Source organism: Streptomyces sp. SAJ15 (assembly GCF_007595705.1).
GTDB lineage: Bacteria > Actinomycetota > Actinomycetes > Streptomycetales > Streptomycetaceae > Streptomyces.
Map to the genome: position 1 here is coordinate 280898 of NZ_NISY01000013.1, position 22674 is coordinate 303571.

Sequence of the window (22674 nt, forward strand, 5' to 3'; positions counted from 1 at the left end):
GTGGCCACCGGACTCTCCCTCTGTGCGGTCTGGGCGACCCGCGCGGACCGCCGTGGCCCGCGCGGGCGTCGGAGCCGGCCGGACGGGACCGACCACGGCGCCGCCGTCCCTGCGGCGGCCGAGCGGCGGTGCCCGGCGCGGGGCCTCCAGTCTCCCGTCGGTCGTCCTCCGCGGGCGCGCGGAGGACGACCCCCAAGCGGGTGTCAGTCCGCGAGCAGCCCGGCGAGCGCGGCCGCCGGATCCTCCGCGCACGGCCCGGCGGGCCACCACTGCCCGCGCTCCTTGCGGTACGGCCACCAGCGTCCGTCCCGCCCGTAGCGCAGTTGGACGCCGGAGCCGACCGCGGTCCACCGGTTGCCGGACGCGCGCAGCCGGGGCAGCCCGCCCGGTGCGTCCGCCCCGCTCCGCCCGCCCTGTTCGGCCGGGGCGCCCTGGTCCGCGCCGTCCTCCTGGTCCTCCCAGGCGGCGGCGAGCTCCGCGCGGGCGCGGGCGAGCGCCTCGGCGTCCGGCGCCCAGTCCTCCTCCAGCACCGCCAACCCGGCCACGCCGCCGTGCTGCCAGGCACGCACCGCGCGCTCCAAGGCCCCGCGGTCACGGCCGCAGCCCTCGGCGAGCCGGGCGCGGATCCGCGCGGTGTCCGGGTTCGGCGCGCCGGCGTCGGCCGCCAGCCGCACCGCGTCCTGCCAGACGGAGAGCCCCGCGGGGAACGGCGCGGTCGCGTGCTCCGGCGCCAGCGCCTCGGCCAGCAGCCGGCGCGCCCGTACGGCCGCGTCCGCCGCCAGGAACTCCAGCGCGCCGGGGTCGAGCCCCGGGGCCGGGTCCGTGCCGCCGCCGAGAGCGGGCGGCACCCCGGGCTCCGCCACGGTGGGCGGGGGCTCCGGCAGCGGCGCCACGAGGGCGCGGCCGGCGAAGACCTCCGCGGCCGATATGCCCTCCGCGGCCGTGGCACCGGCCGCCTGACGGACGGTCGGCGTCGCCCCGTCGGCCGGATCGGCCGCGGGACCGTCGGGGGCGGACTCCCGTACGGCGGCGGCCGCCCGCGCGGCACTGCGCTCCTGGAGCTCGTCCAGCACCTCCCGCTCGGTGCGGCCGCGCACCAACAGCAGCACGAACGGGTCCTGGTCCAGCAGCCGCGCCACCTGGTAGCAGAGCGCGGCGGTGTGCGGGCAGTGGTCCCACTCCGTACAGCCGCACTCCGGCTCCAGGTCGCCGATGCCGGGCAGCAGCTCGACGCCGGCCGCGGCCGCGTCCTCGGCCAGGTGCGGCGGCATCTCGCGGTCGAGCAGCGCGGCGATGTTCCCCGCGCGGTCCGCGACCACCGCCAACAGTCGGTCCCACTCCGCCTCGTCGAACTCCCGCAGCAGCACGTCGGAGCGCTGCCGCGTGCCGTCGCGGTCGCGGACCACGCTGGTGATGCGGCCCGGCCGCACCGAGACGGCGCCCACCGCCCCCGCCCGCGCCTGGACCCGCCCGCGTCTGAGCTGATCACCGTCGAGCGCCGTGTCCTCCAGGGCCTTGAGCCAGGCCCGGCCCCACCAGGTGGTGGCGAAACCGCGGCCCCGCGCGGGCGGCAGCGCGTCGAAGGTGCGCTCGGCGGGGCTCTCCCCGTGCCGTGTCCGGTACGCCTCGGTCATCGGTCGTTCCCCCTCAACTCCACCAGTTCCGCCAGCTCGGCGTCGGTCAGTTCGGTCAGCGCCGCCTCGCCGGTGCCCAGCACCGCCTCCGCCAGCTCCCGCTTGCGCTCAAGCATCGCCGCGATCCGGTCCTCGACCGTGCCCTCCGCGATCAGCCGGTGTACCTGCACCGGCCGCGTCTGCCCGATGCGGTACGCACGGTCGGTGGCCTGCGCCTCCACGGCCGGGTTCCACCAACGGTCGTAGTGCACCACGTGCTCCGCGCGGGTGAGGTTCAGACCGGTGCCCGCCGCCTTCAGGGACAGCAGGAAGACCGGAATCTCGCCGTCCTGGAAGCGGCGGACCATCTCGTCCCGCTGCGCCACCGGCGTACCACCGTGCAGGAGCAGCGTCGGCACGCCGCGCGCCGCCAGGTGCCGCTCCAGCAGTCGGGCCATCCGCACGTACTGCGTGAAGACCAGCACACCGGCGCCCTCGGCCAGGATGGTGTCGAGCAGTTCGTCGAGCAGCTCCAGCTTCCCGGAGCGCCCGGGGATCCTGGGCTCGTCCTCCTTGAGGAACTGCGCCGGGTGGTTGCAGATCTGCTTCAGCCCGGTGAGCAGTTTGACGATGAGCCCGCGGCGCTCGAAGGCGTCGGCTCCGGCGATCTCGGCGAGGATCTCGCGCACCACCGCCTCGTACAACGCGGCCTGCTCCGTGGTGAGCGCCACCGCGCGGTCCGTCTCCGTCTTCTCGGGCAGCTCCGGGGCGATGCCCGGATCGGACTTGCGGCGGCGCAGCAGGAAGGGCCGCACCAGCCGCGCGAGCCGCTCGGCGACCGCCGGGTCGGCGGCCCGCCCGCCGCCCTGCCCGGCACCGCCCTCGAGGGGCTGGGCGTAGCGCCTGCGGAAGGCGCCGAGCGTCCCCAGCAGTCCGGGGGTGGTCCAGTCGAGGATCGCCCACAGCTCGGTGAGGTTGTTCTCCACCGGGGTGCCGGAGAGCGCGATCCGCGCCTTCGCCCCTATGGTGCGCAGTTGCTTGGCCGTCGCCGAGAACGGGTTCTTGACGTGCTGCGCCTCGTCCGCCACCAGCATGCCCCAGGGCCCGGCCGCCGCGAGCCGTCGCGCGTCCAGCCGCATGGTGCCGTATGTGGTGAGCACGAACTCGCCGTCCGCCAGGTCCTCCAGGCTCCGCGCGGAGCCGTGGAAGCGGCGTACCGGGGTGCCGGGCGCGAACTTCCCGATCTCCCGCTGCCAGTTGCCCATCAGCGAAGCCGGGCAGACGACGAGCGTGGGGCCGGCGGTGTCGGGGGAGGTCTGGCGGTGCAGATGGAGGGAGATCAGGGTGATGGTCTTGCCCAGGCCCATGTCGTCGGCGAGACAGCAGCCGAGACCGAGCGAGGTCATCCGGCTCAGCCAGTCCAGGCCGCGCAGTTGGTAGTCGCGCAGCGTCGCGGTGAGCGCGGCGGGCTGCCGCACCGGCTCCCGGCCGGTGCCCTCGGGATCCTCGGGGGTGGCGACCGCGTCGCGGAGCCGGGCCAGCCAGCCGGTGGCCTCGACCTCCACGGTGGAGCCGTCGGGAGCCTCGGCACGTCCGGTGAGCGCGGCGCCGAGCGCCTCCACGGGGGTGAGCTTGCGGTCCTGCCGATCGCGGGCCGCGCGGACCGCCTCCGGGTCGATGACCACCCACTGGTCGCGCAGCCGCACCACGGGACGGCTGGCCTCGGCGAGCCGGTCCAGCTCCGCGCGGGTGAGCTCCGTGTCGCCGACGGCGAAGCGCCAGTCGAAGCGGAGCAGCGCGTCGGCGGAGAGGAACGAGGGCAGGCCGGAGCCGTCCCCGTCGAACCGTTGCCGCCCCTCCGCGCGGCCGTCCCCGTCGGAGCGGTCCCCGCCGTCCGGGCCCACGACCGCGCGGGCGGTGAGCCCGCGCGCCAGCTCCTTGGGCCAGTGCACCCGCACACCGGCGGCGGCCAGCGCGCGGGCGGCGGCGCCGAGCAGCTCCGCCACCTCCTCGTCGGCGAGTTCGACGGCGTCGGGCACGGCCGCGGAGAGCAGCGGGGTCAGCGGCGGCCAGGCGTGCGCGGCCCGGCGCAGGGTGAGCAGCGCGTCCATGCGGGCGCGTGGGCCCAGCGCGGCGGCCACCGGCGAGGCGCCGGCCCAGACGTCGGCGGCGTCGGCGACGAGCGCGGGGTCGGTGAGGCTGTGCAGTTGGAGGACGGCGCGGAAGTCGGGCCCGCGCATGGCGTCGTCCGCCGTGTCCTCCACGGCCGCGTCCACCGTCGGCCCGTACGCCTCGACGCGCAGCGACAGCCGCACGCCGGCGTCGTGGCCCGCGGCGACGTCCGCGGCCCAGGAGCGCTGCTCGGGCAGCCGCCGCGGCTCGGCGGCGGCGAAGGCGGGGCCGCCCGCGGCCAGGGCCGCGGCGGGCGAGCGCGGGAGGCCGTCCGCCACCGCGTCCAGGAAGGCGCGGAGCAGCCGCTCGGGCTCGGGCAGCAGCGGTGGTCGGGCGCCGGGCAGCGGTACGGCGTGCGCCTCCGGCGGCATCGCGGCGGCCAGCTCGCGCACCCGGCGCAGGTCGTCGGCGGAGAGCGGGCCGGCGCGCCACGCGTCGTGGTCGGCGGCGCTGAGTCCGGGCAGCAGGCGACCGCGGGCGGCGAGTTGGAGGGCCAGCACCGACGCGGCCCCCCAGAAGGCGGCGGCCGGATGGCCGCCTGCGGCACGCGCCCGAGTGAGCACCGGCAGCGCCTCGCCCGCCGACAGCACCAGGGCCCGTACGGTCCGGGTGCGGATCTCCGCGCCGTCCGGGACGACGACGGTCAGCTCCTCGACGCGGTCGGGATCGGACCCCGGGGCGGGCGCGTCGGCGGAGGGCGAGTCGCCCGGCGTCCAGAAGGCGAGGCGTCCGGCGCGCGCCGGGTCACCGGGCAGGAAGACGGCGTGACAGCGGATGAGTTCGGTGATCAGGGAGGGCGTTGCCGCGAAGGGCGATGTCACAGCGATGACGCATTCCTCAAATTTGACTAGCCGAGTAGGAATCGCCGAGGGTACACCGCCGGCCGGGCGTCCGGACGTGCTTTCTGAGTGATCCGTGTCACTCGGGTGGAGACTGGATGCGTCGTCCTCGTGTCGCCGGGCGCCGAGGGGAACCGCGGGGTGACGGTGCCCGTGGCGGGGTGAGCGCGGCGTGTCGCCGTGAAGGAGGCGGAAGATGTCCAAGGGTGCGAAGGCCGCCACCGGGGCGGTCGTGGTGGCCGTGATCCTGCTCTGGCTGCTGCCGCTGTGGGCGGCGGTGGCAATCATCATCGGGGTGCCCGTGGCGGGCTTCCTCCTGCTCGACCCGGAGCAGCGACGCAGGCTGCGCGGGTCCTTCCGCAAGGAGATCGGGCGCTGAGGGCGCGGCACCCCGCCGCGCGGTACGCCGCCGCGCGGTACGCCGAGCGGCCGAGGCCCGCGCGGGTCGGCCGCTGGCCGGGGAGGCTTCGCCGCCGTCCGCGACGATGAGCGTCGGTTCCCGGGCCAGTGCGCGCGCGATGCCGGGTGGCGGGCCGGGCTTCTCCGGTGCGGCGGAACGCGCCCGCGCGGGGTGGGCTCGGCGGCGGGGTGGGAGAGTGGCCTCCCCTGTCTCCGGCGGGGGAGGCGGTCACTGCGGGCGAACGGCCAACTGGTCCAGGGCGTTCAGCAGGGCCGGCAGTTCCGGGCCCCGGCCGACCGGCAACACCTCGCCCGGAGCCTCGTCCAGCAGCACGAACGCGATGTCGTCGGTGCGGGCCACGAGGCTCCACCCCGGCCCGTCGGCCCGGAGCGTGCGCGCGTCGCCCGAGGCGAAGGCCGAGCGGATCCGGCCGGGCGGCGGGGGCGACTCCAGGTAGGCACGGGCCTCCTCCAGGACGCGGCGCACACCCGCGTGCGGCCTCTCACCCGCCGGCACGAACGTCACCTCATCGCCGATCTGCTCCCGCCAGGTCGCCCACTGGAGCGCGATCTCGTCCGCCCCCAGCCGACGCTGGGCGGGGCCCCACTCGCCGGCGTCCGGTGGCGCGAGCGGCAGCCGCCCGGGCGTGGCTTCGTGGGCGGCCTTCGGGTCGAACTCCGGATCGGGCCGCGGGTCGTGGGGAGCCGGGATCCCGGGCACGGCCACGGCGACGGCCAGCGGCCACCCGGGGAGCGAGGCGACGACGGTGCGTTCGTCGGGGGACAGGTCGTACTCCATGCCGCAGTCCCAGGCGGCGATCGCACAGGCGACGAGCGAGACGTCGTCGGTGACCACCGTCCAGCGCGCGCCCTCCTCGTCCTGGCCCAGGACCAGCCCGTATCCGGCGTCGAACGGGTCCAGCCCCAAGGCCCCGCAGACCTCCGGGTAGTCGTCCCCGAGCACGCTGGGAAACCGCGCGGGCGTCAGGAGGACCGCGGTCAGGACGTACAGTGCGCCGTCCCCCGCCTCCTCGATGGGCTCCTCCGTCGTGGCCACGGCGGCCTCCTCCTCCAGCTCGTGTACGGCGTCCGGCTCCAGCTCGTGCACGGCGTCCGGGCCGGGCGCGGCGCGTTCGACGCGGCCACCGGGGCGTGACGGGCGGGCGCGCCCCGGCGTCGGGGCGACCGGGCGTACGGGGCGATCGACCGGCTCCGAGCGGCATGACGCCCTCGGCCACCTCCGGTCCATCGACCGACCACGTCCGGCCGACCGGTTGTCCGGCGCACCTTAACCAGCCGGTAGCCACGGCGTCGAGAGGTCGCGCGAAGCCGTCGTGGCACGCGCCGGGCCGAACACTCAGACAGAGGGCAGACCCAGGAGAGACCGCGCCACCTCCTGTGGTGACGCGTCGCGCTCCCGCGCGAGCGCTATCACCGCCCGGCAGGCCAGTTCGTGCACGCCGAACGCCAGCGCCTCCGGCGACACCCACTCCGCCGCCTCCGAGCTGCGCCGCTCGTCCGCCTCCGCGCACGCGGCGACGTGGGTGGCCGCCGCCTCGAAGAGGTTGGGCCGATGGCGGGCCGGGCGCGGGCCGGAGGCCCTGCCGACGGGGCGGGGCGCCGCGCGGCGTGCCGGCGCCGGCTGTGGTGCGGCGGGCCGGGTCGCGGACCGCGGTGCCTCCGGCCGGGGAGCCGCCGTCGGCGGCGGGCCGGCGGACCGCGCGGCGCGGGTCCGGGCTGGCGCGGGCCGGGGCCGCCAGAGGACCCGCCACACCTCGTCGATCAGCGTGCCCATTCCGCGGAGCTTTCCTGCCACGTCGACCATCCCCTCGCTGAGCCGCTGGAAGTGCCGTAGCGCCAAGTGTCCCCCGCGCGGGCGTCGTTGTCCCGGCCGTCGAGAGGCCGGGGCCACCGGGGCCCGTACGGCCGAGGTGTACGGTCCCCGAGGCCGCGGCCCCACCGAGGGGCAGGCCCGACGCGCGAGGCCGGGGGCCGGCCGCGGGGGATGGGGCCGACGCGGAGACGGGCCGCGTGGGGCGGACCGGGAGCGGGCGTGGAGCGGCTGGGGGCTTGACGCGGGCAGACGGGACACGTGCTCGGACCAAGCGCGGGACGTGGCCCGCCCGAGCGGCTGGGGGTCGACGCGGGGCAGACGGCACGCGTGCGCGGGCCGGGCCCGGGGCGTAGGGCGCCGAGCGACGGGGTCCGGGGCGGGGTCAGCCGGGACGCTCCGCCAGGGCCAGGAAGCGCGCGTCCACGTCCTCGTACGAGCTCAGCCGCCAGCCGGAGCGCGTCAGCAGCGGGCGGAGGTTGGGCTCGGCGCGCAGGTCGTCGGGGGTGAGCCGGCGGCCCTTCCGGGCGGCGAGCGCCGCCCTCCCGACGGGATGGAACAGCGCCAGCCGCCCGCCGGGCCGCACCACCCGCGCCAGCTCACGCAGCCCCGCCTCCGGGGCGGGCAGATGAGACAGCAGCCCGGCGGCGAACACCGCGTCGAGCGTTCCGTCGCGCAGCGGCAGCCGCGTCACGTCGGCGACCGTGAGCAGCGCCGTGCGGTGGCGACCCGCGCGGACCGCCGCCTCCAGCATCGCCGGCGTGAGGTCGGCACCGAGGACCCGCCCCTCCGGGCCCACGGCGGCGCGCAGCGCGGGCAGGGCGCGGCCGGTGCCGCAGCCCGCGTCGAGGACCGTGTCTCCGGTGCGCAGCTCCAGGTCGGCGACGGCGGCGGCATAGGCCGGAGCGTCATCGGGGAAGCGCGCGTCCCAGTCGGCCGCCCGCGCGGTGAAGAACTCCCGCACCTCGTGGTGGTCGTCGCTCACAGGGCTCCTTCGGAGGTGGTGGAGGCGGCGGCGCCCCGTCGGCGACCGTCCAGGGTCGACAGCGCGGTGTAGAGCGCGCCCGCGACGAGCAGCGCCACGACCACGCCGATGTTCATCGCGCCGAGCGTGCCCCGCGCGGCGCTCTCGGTGAGCAGGAACCCCACGCCTCGCGCGAGGTGTGGATCGGCGGAGGTGATCAGTCCCAGCCCGAGGGCGGTGGCCACGGCGAGCGAGACCACGGCGGGCCACCCCACGGGCCGGACCGCCGTGAGGCCGTACCCCGCCGCGCGGCGACGCCACTGCTCGACCAGGAACACCGCCACCCAGGCCGCCATCGTCACCCCGACGATGGACAGGAACGCCTGGAACGTGGCGAGGAAGCTCTGCGAGACGAACAGCAGGTACCAGCCGCCGAGGGTCATCAGCGCGCCGTCGACCAGGACCGCCAGATGGCGCCGGATCGGTACGCCGAGCGTGAGCAGCGACATCCCCGAACTGTAGATGTCCATGATCGCGCCAGAGACGAAGCCGCCGACGGCGGTGAGCAGATACGGCACCAGGAACCAGGTCGGCAGCTCGGCGGCCAGGGCGCCCACCGGGTCGGCGGCGGCAGCGGCGGCCAGCCGCGGATCGCCCGCGGTCAGCAGCGCGCCGAAGACCAGCAGCACCAGCGGCGCGAGGACGCCGCCCAACGTCGTCCAGCCGGCGATGCCCCGCGCGGAGGCGTCGCGCGGCAGGTAGCGGCTGTAGTCCGCGCCGCAGTTGACCCAGCCCAGACCGAGCAGGTTCATGGCGAAGACGACGCCGCCGACGAACACCCCGGCGTCCCCCGGGGCGCCGCCCGTCGTCGACAGGTCGACGCGATCGACCATGAGGACCATGTACGCGACCGTCATCACGGCTATGGCGGCGGTGAGGTACTTCTGCACCTTCATGATCAGCGCGTGCCCGTAGACTCCGACGACGACCACCACGGCGGCCGTCACCGCGAAGCAGAGCGCGACGGCGGCGGTCGTCGGCGAACCCTCGCCGCCCCGCTCGGCGAAGGCACCCGGGGCGACGCGCGCCAGGATCGCCGCACCGCCCAGCGAGGAGAGGGTGACCAGCACGGTCTCCCAACCGACGTTGGAGACATAGCTGAAGAGGGTCGGCAGCTTGTTGCCGTGCAGTCCGAAGGAGAGCCGGCTGATCGCCATGGTCGGCGCCCCGGTCCGCGCGCCCGCCACCGACACCAGGCCGACGAGCGCGAACGACAGCACATAGCCGATCGCTCCGGCGGCGACGGCCTGCCACCACCCCAGCCCCAAACCCATCAGGTAGACGCCGAACGCGACGCCCGCGAGCGAGAGGTTCGCGGCCGCCCACGGCCAGAAGAGCGACGCCGGCGTGCCGTGCCGCTCGGCGTCGGGGACCGGGTTGATCCCGTTGCGTTCGACCACTCCGGCGGAGGTGTTCACGGTGCGCCGCCGCGGGGCCGTGGGCTGTCGTGTCATAACACCATGATCGCGCGAGCCCGCGATCCCGTGAACGGCCCGGCGCGCAGTGGCTGACGGGCCCGCCCGGGAGAAGGCCGAGCCCCCCGCTAGTCGGTGAGCCCCGACAGCGCGACGACCTGGTCCACATGGACGCGGACGACCAGCTCGCCGGGGACGCCGTTGCGGGCGCCGAACTCCTCCGCCCGGTCCTCGCCCATGTAGCGGGCGGCGATCCGGGCCGCCCAGTGGCGGAGTTCGTCGAGGTCCTCACTCAGCTCCGCCCGCCCGCGCAGCGTGACGAAGGCGAACGGCGGCCGCTCGTCGTCCACACAGAGGCTGACCCGCCCGTCGCGCGCCAGATTGCGCCCCTTGACGGTGTCCTTCCCGGTGTTGAAGACCACGTCCTCCCCGTCGAGCAGGAACCACACCGGGGCGAGGTGCGGGCTCCCGTCCGCCCGGACCGTCGCCAGCTTCGCGGTGCGGGTTCCCTCGGAGACGAATGCCTGCCACTGATCCTTGGTCATCTTCCTTGCCATGTCCCCATCCTGCCAACCCGCTCACACGGGCGCCGCCAGTCCCGAGGTCGGGTTGCCGAGACGACGGCAGTGAGAAAGGCTGGTGCAGGTGCGGGGAATTCGCCGGACGGGGAGGGCACGGAATGGCACTCAGTAAGGGGCTCGACTGGCTGCTGGACGACCTGACCGGGCGTGTCGAGCATGTGCGGCACGCCCTCGTGTTGTCGACCGACGGCCTGGTGACCGCCGCCAGCTCCTCGCTACCACGCCAGGACGCGGAGCACCTCGCCGCGGTCGCATCGGGTCTGCACAGCCTCGCCAAGGGGTCCGGACGGCACTTCCGGACCGGCCGGGTGCGGCAGACGGTGGTGGAGTTCGAGGAGGGCGTGCTGTTCGTGACGGCGGCCGGAGACGGCAGCTGTCTCTGCGTGCTCGGCGGGCCGGACAGCGACGTCGGGCAGATCGCCTACGAGATGGCGCTGATGGTGAACAGAGTCGGGGAGCATCTGGGCGTCGAGTCCCGGCGGCAGAGCAGCGCGACCAGTCACCTCTAGCGGTCGATCGGCCCGGGAATCCGACGGTCGGACGGTCGGCTCAGCGACGCGGTCGGTCGCCGAGGGGCCGGAAGGGGATCACCCGAAGGGCTGAGCGGGTTGTCCACATGCGCGGGCCTGTCCACAGCCACGCCCGCCGCCTCCGCGCCGCCGCTAGATTCGTCACTGTCAGTGATTGATCGTGGGTCGTGGCGTGGCGGCACGTGAAGGCGTGGCGCTCCGTCGAGATCCGGAGCGGGGGAGGCCAGCGATGGTCGTACGCGAGCACGTTCTGTCGGAGCGGACGCCGGGTTCGGGGCGGCGACCCGCGCCGCGTCGGGAGGTGCCGGCGCGGCCACCCGAGACACCGGCCCCGGATCCCGACCGGCCGCCGGAGGACACCGTCACGCCCGGCTGGGCCGCTCGGCGACTGGGTCTGAAACCAAGCGAGTTCGAGCTGGCCGTACAGCTGGGTGAGGTGCGCACCGTGGCCACCGGCACCCCGTGGCTGCGGCGTGTGGCCCGCGCCGAGCTGCGCCGGCTCGCCGAGGCCGAGGGCGGCCCCGAGGGGCTGCGGGAGCGGCTGCGGTTGGTCGGGGCGGGGCAGGGGGCGGCGCTGTTGGGCATCAGCCCCGGCCGATTCGGCCGGCTGGCGCGCTGCGGGTGCTTCACCCCCGCCCGCTTCTACGTGAACCGCTACCAGGCCGTCGTCTGGCTCTATCTCGCGACCGAGCTGCGGCAGTTCGCCGAGCGGGAGCCGGAGTTGCTGACCGGCCGCGCCCCGGCCGGGCTGCTGGCGATGCTCGCCGCCGGTATGGACCTGCGGGCCCGCGGCTGGCGCGGCCGCCGGGCCGAGCAGCTCATCGGGCAGACGGACGACCCGTGGGAGCGGGTCGCGGTGTGGGCTGCCCTGCTGGCCCCCGACGAGCTGGACCAGGCCGTCGAGGACCCGCGTGAGCGCGCCTGTCTGCGGCGTCTCCGCCCCGCCCTGATCTCCACCGGAGCCCACGCCCCCGGCTCGCGCGACGCGGCCGCCGGCATGCTCACGGTGGACGACCCGGTGGAGCTCCGCACCTGTCGCCTCAGCCTCGCCGCGGCGCTGGCCACGGCCCGCGCGGCCCGGCCGGCCCCGCTCCTCGGGCCGGCCGAGGCCGTTCCCGGGGGCGTCGAGACGTGGCCGCCCAGGGAGGGCGTGGAGCCGTCGGGGGCGGCGACGACGGGAACGACGGCGACGACGGGGGCGACGACGGCGCTGACAGGGACGATGGCGACGACGGGGACGACGGAGGCGATGGGGCTGAAGCCCGCCGGGCGGCCCGTACGTGAACCCGCATCCCGCACCGGCCGCCCGCGCCCGCTGTGGAGGCGACTGCTCGGCCGCGCGTGATTCCCGGGCGCCCACAGGGCGAACGGGCCCCGCCGGGAGCGGTCGACGCCGCATCCTCCTCGCCGTGGTGGGGCGAAAACCATCGATGTGAAGATCAGCTTAGGTTAGGCTTCCCTAGCTTTCCGATGCTGTTGTGACGCCTGTCCGGTGATTGACGGAAGTAGAGCACCCATGACGTATGACCTCGCCCGCTCAGCCCGTCTGTCGCGTCGTGGCCTGTTCGCGGCCGGCGGTGCTCTCGCCCTCGCTCCGGTGCTGGCGGCCTGCGGCGGTGACAAGAAGGACGACACGGCGAAGGCGGGCGGGGGTTCCTGGTCCTTCAAGGACGACCGGGGCCGCACGGTCACGCGCAAGAAGACGCCGGAGCGGATCGTGGCCTTCGTCAGCACCGCTGCGGCGCTGTACGACTACGGGATCGAGTGCACCGGCATCTTCGGGCCCAGCTCGCCGGTGCACGGCAAGCCCAACCCGCAGGCCGGAGACCTCGACGTGAAGCGGCTGACCAGCCTCGGCGAGGCATGGGGCGCGTTCAACATCGAGAAGTACGTCCGGCTCCGGCCCGACCTGCTGGTCAGCAACATGTTCCCGGCGCCCGATCTGTGGTTCGTGCCGCAGGACAGCGCCAAGAAGATCCAGGAGATCGCGCCCAGCGTCGGCATCGACGTCGCTCGTACCTCACTGCTCAACCCGCTCAAGCGCACCGCCGAGCTCGCCGAGTCCCTCGGTGCCGACCTCCGCGCGCGTAAGGTCGTCGACGCCAAGGCACGCTTCGACCGGGCCGTCCGGACCCTGCGCGAGGCCGCCGCGGCCAACAAGGGCCTGAAGATCCTCGCCATGACCGCCGACCCGGACAACCTCTACGTCGCCGTCCCCGACTCGTACTGCGACCTCAACTTCTACAAGAGCCTCGGCGTCGAGTTCGTGGAGGGCGAGAAGAGCGACAAGTGGGGCTTCTGGGAGTTCCTCAGCTGGGAGAACGCCGACAAGTACCACGCCGACCTGATAATGATCGACAACCGTTCCAGCGCACTGCCGCGGCGGCAGCTCGACGAGCGGCCCACCTGGCGCCGGCTTCCCGCGATCAAGGCGGAGCAGACCGTCGACTGGGCCATGGAGGAGCGCTTCAGTTACGCCGGTTACGCGCCGGTCCTCGAACAACTCGCCGCCGCGATAACCAAGTCCAAGAAGCTGCGCGCTTAGCCGCGCCCTGGCCCGCCGGGTCGGGAGCGAGGAGCCGCCCGTCGGCGCGAGGATCCGCTAGCGGAAAAGAGCCGCGTGCTCTTCCGCCCACGAGCGGAACGTGCGCGCCGATGCTCCGGTGATCTCTTCCACGGTGGAGGTGACCAGGTTCGATTCGGGCCGCGTCTCGGCGCTGGCCAACAGGGCCTCCACGAGGGCGGGTGGCCTGCCGTCGGCGAGCATCTGCTCTCGCGCGACCTCGAGGGGGACCTTCTCGAAGCGAGTCCGACGGCCGATCGCCTCCCCGATCGTGTCGACCTGCTCGCCCCTGCTGATGACCCGCGGGCCGGTCAGGACGTGTTTCGCCCCCGCGTGCCCTGCGTCGATCAGCGCACGTGCCGCCACGGCCGCCACATCACGTTCGTGGATCACCGCTGTGGCGGCGATGTCGGGACCGCGAACGACGCCCGTGGCCCGGATCTGCTCGGCCCACCCTCTCGCGTTGGAGGCGATGGTGTTCGACCGCAGCACGGTCCACTCCAGGCCGGATTCCTCGATCAGGCCCTCCATGTCGGCGTGGAGCTGGTTGATCGGGTCGGTCTGCCGTTCGCCGTCGTCGTTCACGCCCGACGACGAGAGGTAGACGATGCGGCGTGCGTGCCGTGCGATCGTCTCCATTACGGCGGGGGCGCCCTCGGTCGTCAGGAAAGGCCAGATCAGGAACACCGTGTCGGTCCCCGTCAGCGCCGCCTCCAGCGTCTCCGGCCGGGACAGGTCTCCGCCCACGACCTCGACTCCCCGCGGCAGCTCGGCCGATTCGGGGTCACGCGCCAACGCGCGTACAGCGACGCCTGCGGTCAGGAGCTGAACGACAACGTGTCGACCGACGTTCCCGGTGGCACCGATCACGAGAATCTCACTCATGATCAGGTCAGCCTCGGCCATCCTCGAAGTATTCCTCCCTGCCGGGCCGGGGCCGGGGCCGGGAGCGAAGGTGAGGGATCGAAGGTGAGGGCGGACGCGGCGGTGCGGCGCACAGCCGCCGCTCGGACCGATGCCGCTCTCGTTAGGGTTCGACCGGTACGTATCACCGAGCTCGGGAGATCAACGGGTGTCCGATCTCGACTTCTACGCTCACGTCGCCACCCGCTGCGACGTCCTCGGGGCCGGCATAGGGTCAGGGCTCGCCGCATGGGAGGCCATGGTGGGCCCGGACTACATCGACGATGGCGGCGATGGGCTGGTGCGCCGGGACTACGGGCTGGTGGAGCTCTCCTTCTCGGATGCCGACGGGCTCCTGTCCTGCTTCGGGATCGGCGTGCAGGTCCACCGGTTGGTCCACGGTCCCTGCGTGCCGCCGCCCCTGGAACGGGAGTACGGGGAGTTCGCGCCCCGTGCCCGGTTCGAGGAGTTGCGGTCCGTGATCCTTTCCGTCGGGTGCACGGTCGAGCCCGATGACCTCTCAGGGGACATCCACCGTTATCGCGTGCCCGAGTCCGACGCGCGCCTTCTCGTCATCGCCGACCCCGACCCGCATGGGAACGGCGACCACGATGTCGACGACCCGGAGATTCACCAGCCAGGCGACGTGTGGGCGTTGAGTATCTCCCCGGCCTGGTGGAGGCCGCGCTAGGGAGCGAACCCCGTTCGACGGCGGGCCCGTGAATCGTTGTCAGTGCCGTATGACAAGGTCTGATCGCACGAGTACGGCACGGAACGAGGAGTTCAAGATGACGGGGGCCTGGGGCGAGGCACGCGTGGTGGACCTGGCGCGGCGGCTGAAGGGTGCGGACACCGACGGCTGGAGCGGCGCGGGGTTGCGGGCGATGGTCGAGGGCCTCGGCTGGGGGTGGCGGAACAGCGCCGTCGGGCCGCGGCTGAGCACCGGCCCGGAGTCGGCCGCGGATCCGCGGTGGGCGGCCCGACTGCGCCCGACGGGCCGCTTCGAGGAGGACTACGCGCACGACGGCGAGGAGTACGTGGGGCTGTATGTGCCCGTCGCGCTGCCGGAGGGCGGGGCCGCGGAGAAGGCCGCGGCCTTCCGGACGGTCGCCGAGGCGCTGACGAAGGAGTTCGGCCCCGCCTCCATCATGGGCGCGTACGGCGACCCCGGACCGTTCTACGACTCCGCGCCGCTGTGGGGGAGCCCGTTCCTCCGCTGGCGTGAGCGCGAGAACACGCTGGAGCTGCACGCCGGCGAGCACGGCCCCGAACTGCTGCTCCAGCCCACCGATCCGGTGGAGAACTGGTTCTGGCGGCAGGGGCACGGCGAGCACTACGCGGTCGGCGGGTTCTTCGGCTCCCGCCGCGACCCCGCCAACGCGGCCCTGGGCTTCCCGGGTCGCTGGCGCACCGACGACTGGGACGTTTTCGTGAACGCCCTGGGCGACTTCCTGCACACGCTCCCGGCCGAGACCCACGCCCTGGGCATCGAGCTGGACCTGGGCTTCCACGCGCTGGTGCCCGGCACCTACGGCCCGATCCTGTTCCACCTCGTCTGCAACGACCGGCTGGAGATCGTCTACGACCCGGAGCGCCTCCACGAGGACGGCACCGATCCGACGTCCTTCGGCTGGATCCCGCAGAGCTCCCGACCGGCCGCCCTGGACCACTGGCTTGAGTGTCCCTACCACTCCGGGGACTTCGGCATCGGCGAGGTGGACGGCCGCCGGCTGGCCCGGATGATGGTCGACACCCTGCGCGCCCTGGGGGTCGCCTCCCCGAAGGACCTCAGCCTGTCGGACCACGCGCAGCGGGTCGGGGACTACCACGTCGACTACTACGGCCTCACCCTGCGGGAGAACCCGTAAGCAGGGTGCGGGATCCGCGGTCGTCCGCGGCCTTGTGCGGGGATCCGCGGTCGTCCCCCCGGCCCCCGGCAGCCCGCTGAGGTGGGCGGCCGGGGGCGGGAGGGGAGCGTCAGTCCGCGCGGCCGGTGGCGGCCACCGTGATGCCCAGGCCGATCATCGCGAACCCGCCGGCCCCGCCGACCAGGGACATGCGGCGTTCGGAGCGGGCGAACCAGGCGCGTGCAGCGGAGGCCGTCAGGGCCCAGGCCGTGTCGGTGACCAGGCCGATGCCGATCGGGATCAGGCCGAGGACGAGCATCTGGGTGGGCACCGCGCCGGCCCCGTGGTCGACGAACTGCGGGAGCACGGCGGCGAAGAAGACGAGGCCCTTGGGGTTGGTGGCGCCCACCAGCAACCCGTCCACCACGGTGCGGACGTCGCCGCGGCGCGCCGGCCGCGGCGACGGTCGCCCCGCCTCGCCCAGTCGCCCGCGGTGCCGGAGGGCCCGTACGCCGAGGAAGACCAGGTAGCCGGCGCCGGCGAGCTTCACCGCGGTGAAGGCCGTCGCGGAGCGACCGATCAGCGAGCCGAGGCCGAGGGCGACGACGACCACCAGGAGGTAGGAGCCGAGCACGTTGCCCCAGACGGTCGCCAGCGCGGTGCGGCGGCCGTGGGCCAGGGCCCGGCCGACGACGAAGAGCACGCTCGGCCCCGGAATCACGATCATGACGAAGGACGCCGCCGCGAACGCGAGCAGCCGTTCACCGGACACCGGATCTCCCCACCGTCGCCCCCGTGGAAGACACCTGGTCGGTGCCGACCGTCCGTCGCACGTCACACTCAACAGCCTTGGCCTCAGCGTGTCCAGCGCGGATGGCCGGGGTAAAGCGGTGCATATTCGGGCGTTACCACCCGGTGAGATGCTTGCTTGCCCTCCCGAGGTGACCATGGGCGACCCCGGCGCCCTGCTCAGCCGACGAGGGGGGTTAGCATATGAGCGCCGCCTAGCTCGAAAGATAAACCTGTGACTGTCAACGAAGACTCGTTCACAAACTGGAAGCACCGCGAGGAGATCGCGGAGTCGATGATTCCGATCATCGGGAAGCTGCACCGGGAGCAGGACGTCACCGTCCTCCTCCACAGCCGCTCCCTGGTGAACAAGTCGGTGGTCAGCATCCTCAAGACCCACCGATTCGCCCGGCAGATCGCCGGCGAGGAACTCTCGGTCACCGACACGCTGCCGTTCCTCCAGGCCCTCACCACCCTCGACCTCGGGCCTTCCCAGATCGACATCGGCATGCTCGCCGCGACCTACCGGCGCGACGACCGCGGTCTCTCGGTGGAGGAGTTCACCGCCGAGGCCGTCTCCGGCGCCACGGGGGCCAACAAGGTCGAGCGCCGCGAGGGGCGCGACGTCGTCCTCTACGGATTCGGCCGCATCGGCCGCCTCGTCGCCCGCCTGCTCATTGAGAAGGCCGGTTCCGGCAACGGCCTGCGGCTGCGCGCCATCGTCGTCCGCCAGGGCGGCGACCAGGACATCGTCAAGCGGGCCTCGCTGCTGCGCCGTGACTCGATCCACGGCCAGTTCCAGGGCACGATCACCGTCGACGAGGCGAACAGCACGATCATCGCCAACGGCAACGAGATCAAGGTGATCTACGCCGGCGACCCGTCCGAGGTCGACTACACGGCGTACGGGATCAAGGACGCCATCCTGATCGACAACACCGGCAAGTGGCGCGACCGCGAGGGCCTCTCCAAGCACCTGCGCCCCGGTATCGACAAGGTCGTCCTGACCGCCCCGGGCAAGGGCGATGTCCCCAACATCGTCCACGGCGTCAACCACGACATGATCAAGCCGGACGAGCAGATCCTGTCCTGCGCGTCCTGCACCACCAACGCGATCGTCCCGCCGCTGAAGGCGATGGCGGACGAGTACGGCGTGCTCCGCGGCCACGTGGAGACCGTCCACTCGTTCACCAACGACCAGAACCTGCTGGACAACTACCACAAGGCCGACCGTCGCGGCCGCTCGGCGCCGCTCAACATGGTCATCACCGAGACCGGTGCCGCGTCCGCCGTCGCCAAGGCGCTGCCGGAGCTCAAGGCGCCGATCACCGGCAGCTCGATCCGCGTCCCGGTGCCGGACGTCTCGATAGCGATCCTCAGCCTGCGCCTCGGGCGTGAGACCACCCGCGAGGAGGTCCTCGACTACCTGCGCAACGTGTCGCTGACCTCGCCGCTCAAGCGCCAGATCGACTTCATCAGCGCCCCCGACGCGGTGTCGAGCGACTTCATCGGCTCGCGCCACGCCTCCATCGTCGACGCCGGCGCCACCAAGGTCGACGGCGACAACGCGATCCTGTACCTCTGGTACGACAACGAGTTCGGCTACTCCTGCCAGGTCATCCGCGTCGTCCAGTACGTCTCCGGGGTGGAGTACCCGACCTACCCGGCTCCGCTGGTCTGACGGACGCCCCGTCCGACGGGCGGCCTGCTGGACCGCCGCCCCGTCTGACGTACGTCCCGAGCAGAGGTCCGCGTCGTGTGGCAACACCCGACGCGGACCTTTGTCATGGGTGAAACCGCAGATCAGACGTGCTGGCGGAAGAGTCCCTCCTGCATCACCGAGACCAGCAGCCGACCGTCGCGGTCGAAGATCTGGCCGCGGGCCAGGCCGCGGGCTCCGGTGGCGACGGGGGACTCCTGCTGGTAGAGGAACCACTCGTCCGCGCGGAAGGGGCGGTGGAACCACATGGCGTGGTCCAGGGAGGCCATGTCGAAGCCGCGGGGACCCCACAGCGGCTCGACGGGGATGCGCACCGCGTCGAGCAGGGTCATGTCGCTGGCGTAGGTGAGGGCGCAGGTGTGCACGAGCGGGTCCGTGCCGAGCGGGCCCACCGCGCGCATCCACACCGCGCTGCGCGGCTCGGCGCCCTCGAGGTCCTCGGGCGACCAGCGCAGCCGGTCCACATAGCGGATGTCGAACGCCTGGCGCCGCTCCATGCGGCGCAGCGGCTCGGGCAGCTCGCCGAGGTGCTCGCGCAGCTCCTCGCCGAGCCGGGGGAGGCTCTCCGGCTCCGGCACCCCCGGCATGGGCACCTGGTGTTCGAAGCCCGGCTCCGGCTCGTGGAAGGAGGCCGTCAGATTGAAGATCGTCCTGCCCTGCTGCACGGCCACCACCCGCCGGGTGGTGAAGGACCGCCCGTCGCGCACCCGCTCCACCTGGTAGACGATGGGCACCCCCGGCGTGCCGGGACGCAGGAAGTAGGCGTGCAGCGAGTGCACGGGGCGCTTCCCGTCGGTGGTCCGGCCGGCGGCCACCAGGGCCTGACCGGCCACCTGCCCGCCGAACACCCGCTGCAACGACTCGTCCGGGCTGTGGCCGCGGAAGATGTTCAGCTCGATCCGCTCCAGGTCGAGCAGGTCGACCAAGCGCTCGGCGGGACTGGTCATCGGTGGAGCCCTTCTGCCGGTGGAACTCGCCGTGGGGTGGCGTACCGGAGGTTACAGCTGGCCCACGTCGGTGACCCGGACCACCGCGCGGCCCTCCTCGTCGGAGGCCGCGAGATCCACCTCGGCGGAGATGCCCCAGTCGTGGTCGCCGTTGGGGTCGGCGAAGGTCTGGCGCACCCGCCACAGGCCGTGCTCCGGGTCCTCCTCGATCCGCAGCAGCTTGGGCCCGCGGGCGTCGGGGCCGGTGCCCAGGTCCTCGTACTCGTCCCAGTAGGCGTCCATGGCCTCGGCCCACCGGGCTTCGTCCCAGCCCGCCTCCTCGTCCATCTCGCCGAGCTCCCGGACGTCGTCCAGGGCGGCCAGCTCCACCCGGCGGAACATCGCGTTGCGCACCAGCACCCGGAAGGCGCGGGCGTTCGCGGTGACCGGCTTGACCTGGTCGGCGCGCTCCTGGGCCTCCTCGGCCGACTCCTCCTCCGGGTTGGCCAACTGCTCCCACTCGTCCAACAGACTGGAGTCGACCTGCCGGACCATCTCGCCCAGCCAGGCGATCAGGTCCTCGAAGTCATCGGACTTCAGGTCGTCGGGAACGGTGTTCTCCAGGGCCTTGTAGGCGCTGGCGAGGTAGCGCAGCACGATGCCCTCGGTCCGCGCCAGGTCGTAGAAGGACGTGAACTCGGTGAAGGTCATCGCCCGCTCGTACATGTCCCGGATGACCGACTTGGGCGACAGCGGGTGGTCGCCGACCCACGGGTGGCTCTTCCGGTACAGCCCGTAGGCGTGCAGCAGCAGCTCCTCCAGCGGCTTGGGGTAGCTGATCTCCTGCAGCCGCTCCATCCGCTCCTCGTACTCGACGCCGTCGGCCTTCATCGCGGCCACCGCCTCGCCGCGGGCCTTGTTCTCCTGCGCGGCCAGGATCTGCCGGGGGTCGTCCAGCGTCGACTCGACGACCGAGACCATGTCCAGGGCGTACGACGGCGACTCGGGGTCCAACAACTCGAAGGCGGCGAGGGCGAAGGTGGACAGCGGCTGGTTCAGCGCGAAGTTCTGCTGGAGGTCCACCGTCAGCCGCACCCGGCGGCCCTCGGCGTCCGGCTCGTCCAGCCGCTCCACGACCCCGCCGTCCAGCAGCGAGCGGTAGATCGCGATGGCGCGGCGGATGTGGCGCAGCTGGTTCTTGCGCGGCTCGTGGTTGTCCTCCAGGAGCCGGCGCATCGCCTCGAAGGCGTCGCCGGGCCGGGCGATGACCGACAGCAGCATGGCGTGGGTGACCTGGAAGCGCGAGGTGAGCGGCTCCGGCTCGGAGGCGATGAGCTTCTCGAAGGTGTTCTGGCCCCAGTTGACGAAGCCCTCGGGGGCCTTCTTGCGGACCACCTTGCGGCGCTTCTTCGGGTCGTCCCCGGCCTTGGCGAGGGCCTTCTCGTTCTCGATGACGTGCTCGGGCGCCTGCGCGACCACGAAGCCGGCGGTGTCGAAGCCGGCCCGTCCGGCGCGGCCCGCGATCTGGTGGAACTCCCGCGCCCGGAGCGTCCGCACCCGCTGCCCGTCGTACTTGGTCAGCGCGGTGAACAGCACCGTGCGGATCGGCACGTTCACGCCCACGCCCAGGGTGTCGGTGCCGCAGATGACCTTGAGCAGGCCGGCCTGGGCCAGCTTCTCCACCAGCCGACGGTACTTGGGCAGCATGCCCGCGTGGTGCACCCCGATGCCGTGCCGGACGTAACGGGACAGGTTGCGTCCGAACTTGGTGGTGAAGCGGAAGTTGCCGATCAGCGCCGCGATCTCGTCCTTCTCGGCGCGGGTGCACATGTTGATGCTCATCAGCGCCTGGGCCCGCTCCACCGCCGCGGCCTGGGTGAAGTGCACGATGTAGACGGGCGCCTGTCGGGTCTCCAGGAGCTCGGTGAGGGTGTCCGTCATCGGCGTCGTACGGTACTCGTAGCTCAGCGGCACCGGCCGGGTCGCGGACCGTACGACGGCCGTGGGCCGCCCGGTGCGCCGGGTCAGGTCCTCCTCGAACCGCGTCACGTCGCCGAGCGTCGCCGACATCAGGACGAACTGCGCCTGCGGCAGCTCGAGCAGCGGGATCTGCCAGGCCCAGCCCCGGTCCGGCTCGGCGTAGAAGTGGAACTCGTCCATCACCACCTGGCCGATGTCGGCGTCCCTGCCGTCCCGCAGGGCGATGGAGGCCAGCACCTCGGCGGTGCAGCAGATCACCGGGGCGTCCGCGTTGACCGACGCGTCGCCGGTGAGCATGCCGACGTTCTCCGTGCCGAACACCTTGCACAGCTCGAAGAACTTCTCCGAGACCAGGGCCTTGATCGGCGCGGTGTAGAAGGTGACCTGGTCGTTGGCGAGCGCGGTGAAGTGGGCGCCCGCCGCCACCAGGCTCTTTCCGGAGCCGGTGGGCGTCGACAGGATGACGTTCGCGCCGGACACCACCTCGATCAGTGCTTCCTCCTGGGCGGGGTAGAGCGAGATGCCCCGCCCCTCGACCCAGGTCGAGAACGCCTCAAACAGCGCATCGGGGTCGGCGTCGCTCGGCAGCTGATCAATAAGAGTCACCCCCCTATACTGCCTGGTTTCCCGCGCGAGCCGGGAACCGGCTGTGCTGAGGAAGATCGTCCACAGCTAGGGTGGTCGGGCCGATCAGACCAACTCCCGCGCGGAAGCGGGCACGAACAGGGGCGGGGCACGACGATGATGGGACCGGCGCACTCACTGTCCGGGGCGGCTGCCTGGCTGGGGGTGGGGGCGGCGACCGCGGCGGCCGGCCATGCGATGCCCTGGCCGGTGCTGGTCGTCGGCACCCTGATCTGTGCCGGGGCCGCGCTCGCCCCCGACCTGGACCACAAGGCCGCGACGATATCCCGCGCCTTCGGCCCGATCTCCCGCACCCTGTGCGAGGTCACGGACAAGCTGTCGCACGCCGTCTACAAGGCGACCAAGACACAGAGCGACCCACGGCGCTCCGGCGGCCACCGCACGCTCACCCACACCTGGGTGTGGGCGGTGCTGATCGGCGCGGGCGCCTCCGCGCTCGCCGTGGCCGGGGGCCGCTGGGCGGTGCTGGGCATCCTCTTCGTCCACATGGTGCTCGCCGTGGAGGGGCTGCTGTGGCGGGCCGCCCGGGTCTCCAGCGACGTCCTGGTCTGGCTGCTCGGCGCGACCAGCGCCTGGCTGCTCGCCGAGATCCTCAACAAGCCGGGCAACGGCTCGGACTGGCTGTTCGACGGCCAGCCGTACCTGTGGCTGGGCCTGCCCATCGTGCTGGGCGCGCTCGTACACGACATCGGGGACGCGCTGACCGTCTCCGGCTGCCCGATCCTGTGGCCCATCCCGATCGGCCGCAAGCGCTGGTACCCGGTGGGCCCGCCCCGCGGAATGCGCTTCCGCGCCGGGAGCTGGGTCGAGCTGAAGGTGCTGATGCCGGCCTTCATGGTCCTGGGCGGCCTCGGCGGGCTGGGCGCCCTCAACGTGATCTGAACCGATCGGCGCGGC

The 22674-nt window shown here is 73.3% G+C and carries 18 protein-coding genes and 1 pseudogene; 8 read left to right on the top strand and 11 right to left on the bottom strand.

Annotated elements, in window-relative coordinates:
* Positions 1 to 203: 203 nt before the first annotated feature.
* Entirely contained in the window at positions 204 to 1634 is a 1431-nt protein-coding gene (locus CD790_RS27540; protein ID WP_144386049.1) for an SWF or SNF family helicase, read from the bottom strand.
* Positions 1631 to 4606 (bottom strand): DEAD/DEAH box helicase, encoded by a 2976-nt coding sequence (locus CD790_RS27545; RefSeq protein WP_144386050.1) that lies wholly within the window; start codon positions 4604 to 4606, stop codon positions 1631 to 1633. The genes CD790_RS27540 and CD790_RS27545 overlap by 4 nt, the downstream gene beginning before the upstream one ends.
* Positions 4607 to 4820: 214 nt before the next feature.
* On the opposite strand from CD790_RS27545, the gene CD790_RS27550 reads away from it, so the two are divergent.
* Positions 4821 to 5003, top strand: a complete 183-nt coding sequence (locus CD790_RS27550) for a hypothetical protein (RefSeq protein WP_144386051.1) — start codon at positions 4821 to 4823, stop codon at positions 5001 to 5003.
* Between the two features lie 249 nt (positions 5004 to 5252).
* Here CD790_RS27550 and CD790_RS27555 read toward each other — a convergent pair whose 3' ends face one another.
* The 5 genes and pseudogenes from CD790_RS27555 to CD790_RS27585 all read right to left on the bottom strand — a co-directional run bounded on the left by CD790_RS27555 (position 5253) and on the right by CD790_RS27585 (position 9850).
* On the bottom strand, positions 5253 to 6080 hold the full coding sequence (locus CD790_RS27555; protein WP_144386130.1) for a hypothetical protein: 828 nt from the start codon (positions 6078 to 6080) through the stop codon (positions 5253 to 5255).
* Positions 6081 to 6380: 300 nt separating this feature from the next.
* A pseudogene (locus CD790_RS27560) lies at positions 6381 to 6620 on the bottom strand (hypothetical protein); the annotation flags it as partial.
* A 619-nt stretch (positions 6621 to 7239) separates the two neighbouring features.
* Positions 7240 to 7839, bottom strand: a complete 600-nt coding sequence (locus CD790_RS27575; RefSeq protein WP_144386052.1) for a class I SAM-dependent methyltransferase — start codon at positions 7837 to 7839, stop codon at positions 7240 to 7242.
* Positions 7836 to 9332, bottom strand: coding sequence for a cytosine permease (locus tag CD790_RS27580; RefSeq protein ID WP_144386053.1), 1497 nt, complete (start codon positions 9330 to 9332; stop codon positions 7836 to 7838). The genes CD790_RS27575 and CD790_RS27580 overlap by 4 nt, the downstream gene beginning before the upstream one ends.
* Before the next feature lie 89 nt (positions 9333 to 9421).
* The gene (locus tag CD790_RS27585; protein WP_144386054.1) at positions 9422 to 9850 is read right to left on the bottom strand and encodes a PPOX class F420-dependent oxidoreductase; all 429 of its coding nucleotides are present in this window, start codon (positions 9848 to 9850) and stop codon (positions 9422 to 9424) included.
* A 122-nt stretch (positions 9851 to 9972) separates the two neighbouring features.
* On the opposite strand from CD790_RS27585, the gene CD790_RS27590 reads away from it, so the two are divergent.
* The 3 genes from CD790_RS27590 to CD790_RS27600 all read left to right on the top strand — a co-directional run bounded on the left by CD790_RS27590 (position 9973) and on the right by CD790_RS27600 (position 12949).
* On the top strand, positions 9973 to 10383 hold the full coding sequence (locus CD790_RS27590; protein ID WP_144386055.1) for a roadblock/LC7 domain-containing protein: 411 nt from the start codon (positions 9973 to 9975) through the stop codon (positions 10381 to 10383).
* A 250-nt stretch (positions 10384 to 10633) separates the two neighbouring features.
* Complete coding sequence (locus tag CD790_RS34895) at positions 10634 to 11749, top strand: DUF6397 family protein (protein WP_186319265.1); 1116 nt, start codon at positions 10634 to 10636, stop codon at positions 11747 to 11749.
* Positions 11750 to 11920: 171 nt separating this feature from the next.
* On the top strand, positions 11921 to 12949 hold the full coding sequence (locus CD790_RS27600) for an ABC transporter substrate-binding protein (RefSeq protein ID WP_144386056.1): 1029 nt from the start codon (positions 11921 to 11923) through the stop codon (positions 12947 to 12949).
* Positions 12950 to 13006: 57 nt separating this feature from the next.
* On the opposite strand, the gene CD790_RS27605 is transcribed toward CD790_RS27600, so the two are convergent.
* On the bottom strand, positions 13007 to 13873 hold the full coding sequence (locus tag CD790_RS27605; RefSeq protein WP_144386057.1) for an NAD(P)H-binding protein: 867 nt from the start codon (positions 13871 to 13873) through the stop codon (positions 13007 to 13009).
* A 166-nt stretch (positions 13874 to 14039) separates the two neighbouring features.
* On the opposite strand from CD790_RS27605, the gene CD790_RS27610 reads away from it, so the two are divergent.
* The gene (locus CD790_RS27610) at positions 14040 to 14561 is read left to right on the top strand and encodes a hypothetical protein (RefSeq protein ID WP_144386058.1); all 522 of its coding nucleotides are present in this window, start codon (positions 14040 to 14042) and stop codon (positions 14559 to 14561) included.
* 97 nt (positions 14562 to 14658) lie between these two features.
* Positions 14659 to 15738, top strand: coding sequence for a hypothetical protein (locus CD790_RS27615; protein ID WP_144386059.1), 1080 nt, complete (start codon positions 14659 to 14661; stop codon positions 15736 to 15738).
* A gap of 109 nt (positions 15739 to 15847) precedes the next feature.
* Here CD790_RS27615 and CD790_RS27620 read toward each other — a convergent pair whose 3' ends face one another.
* Positions 15848 to 16444 carry a LysE family translocator gene (locus CD790_RS27620; RefSeq protein ID WP_144386131.1) on the bottom strand — a complete coding sequence of 199 codons (597 nt, stop codon included), beginning with the start codon at positions 16442 to 16444 and terminating at the stop codon, positions 15848 to 15850.
* 297 nt (positions 16445 to 16741) lie between these two features.
* Here CD790_RS27620 and CD790_RS27625 point away from each other — a divergent pair, with 297 nt between their 5' ends.
* Complete coding sequence (locus tag CD790_RS27625; protein ID WP_144386060.1) at positions 16742 to 18187, top strand: glyceraldehyde-3-phosphate dehydrogenase; 1446 nt, start codon at positions 16742 to 16744, stop codon at positions 18185 to 18187.
* Positions 18188 to 18309: 122 nt separating this feature from the next.
* Here CD790_RS27625 and CD790_RS27630 read toward each other — a convergent pair whose 3' ends face one another.
* On the bottom strand, positions 18310 to 19173 hold the full coding sequence (locus CD790_RS27630; protein ID WP_144386061.1) for an acyl-CoA thioesterase II: 864 nt from the start codon (positions 19171 to 19173) through the stop codon (positions 18310 to 18312).
* Positions 19174 to 19224: 51 nt separating this feature from the next.
* Positions 19225 to 21738 (bottom strand): RNA helicase, encoded by a 2514-nt coding sequence (locus CD790_RS27635; protein ID WP_144386062.1) that lies wholly within the window; start codon positions 21736 to 21738, stop codon positions 19225 to 19227.
* 135 nt (positions 21739 to 21873) lie between these two features.
* On the opposite strand from CD790_RS27635, the gene CD790_RS27640 reads away from it, so the two are divergent.
* Positions 21874 to 22659, top strand: coding sequence for a metal-dependent hydrolase (locus CD790_RS27640; RefSeq protein ID WP_144386063.1), 786 nt, complete (start codon positions 21874 to 21876; stop codon positions 22657 to 22659).
* Positions 22660 to 22674: the final 15 nt, after the last annotated feature.

What these genes read in the sequence shown, in the direction of transcription:
- CD790_RS27540 (WP_144386049.1), bottom strand. Translation starts at nt 1,634, where the DNA reads ATGACCGAGGCGTACCGGACACGGCACGGGGAGAGCCCCGCCGAGCGC.
- CD790_RS27550 (WP_144386051.1), top strand. Translation starts at nt 4,821, where the DNA reads ATGTCCAAGGGTGCGAAGGCCGCCACCGGGGCGGTCGTGGTGGCCGTG.
- CD790_RS27580 (WP_144386053.1), bottom strand. Translation starts at nt 9,332, where the DNA reads ATGACACGACAGCCCACGGCCCCGCGGCGGCGCACCGTGAACACCTCC.
- CD790_RS27585 (WP_144386054.1), bottom strand. Translation starts at nt 9,850, where the DNA reads ATGGCAAGGAAGATGACCAAGGATCAGTGGCAGGCATTCGTCTCCGAG.
- CD790_RS27590 (WP_144386055.1), top strand. Translation starts at nt 9,973, where the DNA reads ATGGCACTCAGTAAGGGGCTCGACTGGCTGCTGGACGACCTGACCGGG.
- CD790_RS34895 (WP_186319265.1), top strand. Translation starts at nt 10,634, where the DNA reads ATGGTCGTACGCGAGCACGTTCTGTCGGAGCGGACGCCGGGTTCGGGG.
- CD790_RS27600 (WP_144386056.1), top strand. Translation starts at nt 11,921, where the DNA reads ATGACGTATGACCTCGCCCGCTCAGCCCGTCTGTCGCGTCGTGGCCTG.
- CD790_RS27605 (WP_144386057.1), bottom strand. Translation starts at nt 13,873, where the DNA reads ATGGCCGAGGCTGACCTGATCATGAGTGAGATTCTCGTGATCGGTGCC.
- CD790_RS27615 (WP_144386059.1), top strand. Translation starts at nt 14,659, where the DNA reads ATGACGGGGGCCTGGGGCGAGGCACGCGTGGTGGACCTGGCGCGGCGG.
- CD790_RS27620 (WP_144386131.1), bottom strand. Translation starts at nt 16,444, where the DNA reads ATGATCGTGATTCCGGGGCCGAGCGTGCTCTTCGTCGTCGGCCGGGCC.
- CD790_RS27630 (WP_144386061.1), bottom strand. Translation starts at nt 19,173, where the DNA reads ATGACCAGTCCCGCCGAGCGCTTGGTCGACCTGCTCGACCTGGAGCGG.
- CD790_RS27640 (WP_144386063.1), top strand. Translation starts at nt 21,874, where the DNA reads ATGATGGGACCGGCGCACTCACTGTCCGGGGCGGCTGCCTGGCTGGGG.